Below are 1,331 nucleotides of genomic sequence, written 5' to 3' on the forward strand. Positions count from 1 at the left end.
TAGACTGGCCCCCTGAATCTCCAGACAACCAATATCACTTAAATAAGTGATAGTCTTAATACTAGTTTTTAGACTAGTCATTGGAGAACAGATGATTGATGTCTTAGGGCCGGAGAAACGCAGACGGCGTACTACACAGGAAAAGATCGCTATCGTTCAGCAGAGCTTTGAACCGGGAATGACGGTCTCCCTTGTTGCCCGGCAACATGGTGTGGCAGCCAGCCAGCTATTTCTCTGGCGTAAGCAATACCAGGAGGGAAGTCTTACTGCTGTGGCTGCCGGAGAACAGGTCGTTCCTGCCTCTGAACTTGCTGCCGCCATGAAGCAGATTAAAGAACTCCAGCGCCTGCTCGGCAAAAAAACGATGGAAAATGAACTCCTTAAAGAAGCCGTTGAATATGGGCGAGCAAAAAAGTGGATAGCGCACGCGCCCTTATTGCCCGGGGATGGGGAGTAAGCTTCGTCAGCCGTTGTCTCCGGGTGTCGCGTGCGCAGTTGCACGTCATTCTCAGACGAACCGATGACTGGAAGGACGGCCGCCGCAGCCGTCACACGGATGATACGGATGTGCTTCGCCGTATACACCATGTTATCGGAGAGCTGCCCACATATGGTTATCGTCGGGTATGGGCGCTGCTTCGCAGACAAACAGAACCTGATGGTATGCCTGCGATCAATGCCAAACGTGTTTACCGGATCATGCGCCAGAATGCGCTGCTGCTTGAGCGAAAACCCGCTGTACCGCCATCGAAACGGGCACATACCGGCAGAGTGGCTGTGAAAGAAAGTAATCAGCGATGGTGCTCTGACGGGTTTGAGTTCCGCTGTGATAACGGAGAAAAACTGCGGGTCACGTTCGCGCTGGACTGCTGTGACCGTGAGGCACTGCACTGGGCGGTCACAACGGGTGGCTTCGACAGTGAAACAGTACAGGACGTCATGCTGGGAGCAGTGGAACGCCGCTTTGGCAGCGAGCTTCCGGCGTCTCCAGTGGAGTGGCTGACGGATAATGGTTCATGCTACCGGGCGAATGAAACACGTCAGTTCGCCAGGATGTTGGGACTTGAACCGAAGAACACGGCAGTGCGGAGTCCGGAGAGTAACGGAATAGCAGAGAGCTTCGTGAAAACGATAAAGCGTGACTACATAAGTATCATGCCCAAACCAGACGGGTTAACGGCAGCAAAGAACCTTGCAGAGGCGTTCGAGCATTATAACGAATGGCATCCGCATAGTGCGCTGGGTTATCGCTCGCCACGGGAATATCTGCGGCAGCGGGCCAGTAATGGGTTAAGTGATAAAAGGTGTCTGGAAATATAGGGGCAAATCCA

At 53.3% G+C, this 1,331-nt stretch carries 1 protein-coding gene; it reads left to right on the plus strand.

Going from position 1 to position 1,331, the window contains the following annotated elements:
• Window positions 1-91 precede the first annotated feature (91 nt).
• Window positions 92-1,320, plus strand: a protein-coding gene (locus ACOTX5_RS26520; RefSeq protein WP_104159316.1) for an IS3 family transposase whose coding sequence is annotated in 2 segments (ribosomal slippage) — window positions 92-407 and window positions 407-1,320 — 1,230 coding nt in all. Because the reading frame shifts where the segments join, the coding sequence is not laid out codon by codon here.
• Window positions 1,321-1,331: the final 11 nt, after the last annotated feature.

It is taken from the genome of Enterobacter cloacae complex sp. IR5441, assembly GCF_049238215.1.
Lineage (GTDB): Bacteria > Pseudomonadota > Gammaproteobacteria > Enterobacterales > Enterobacteriaceae > Enterobacter > Enterobacter hormaechei_C.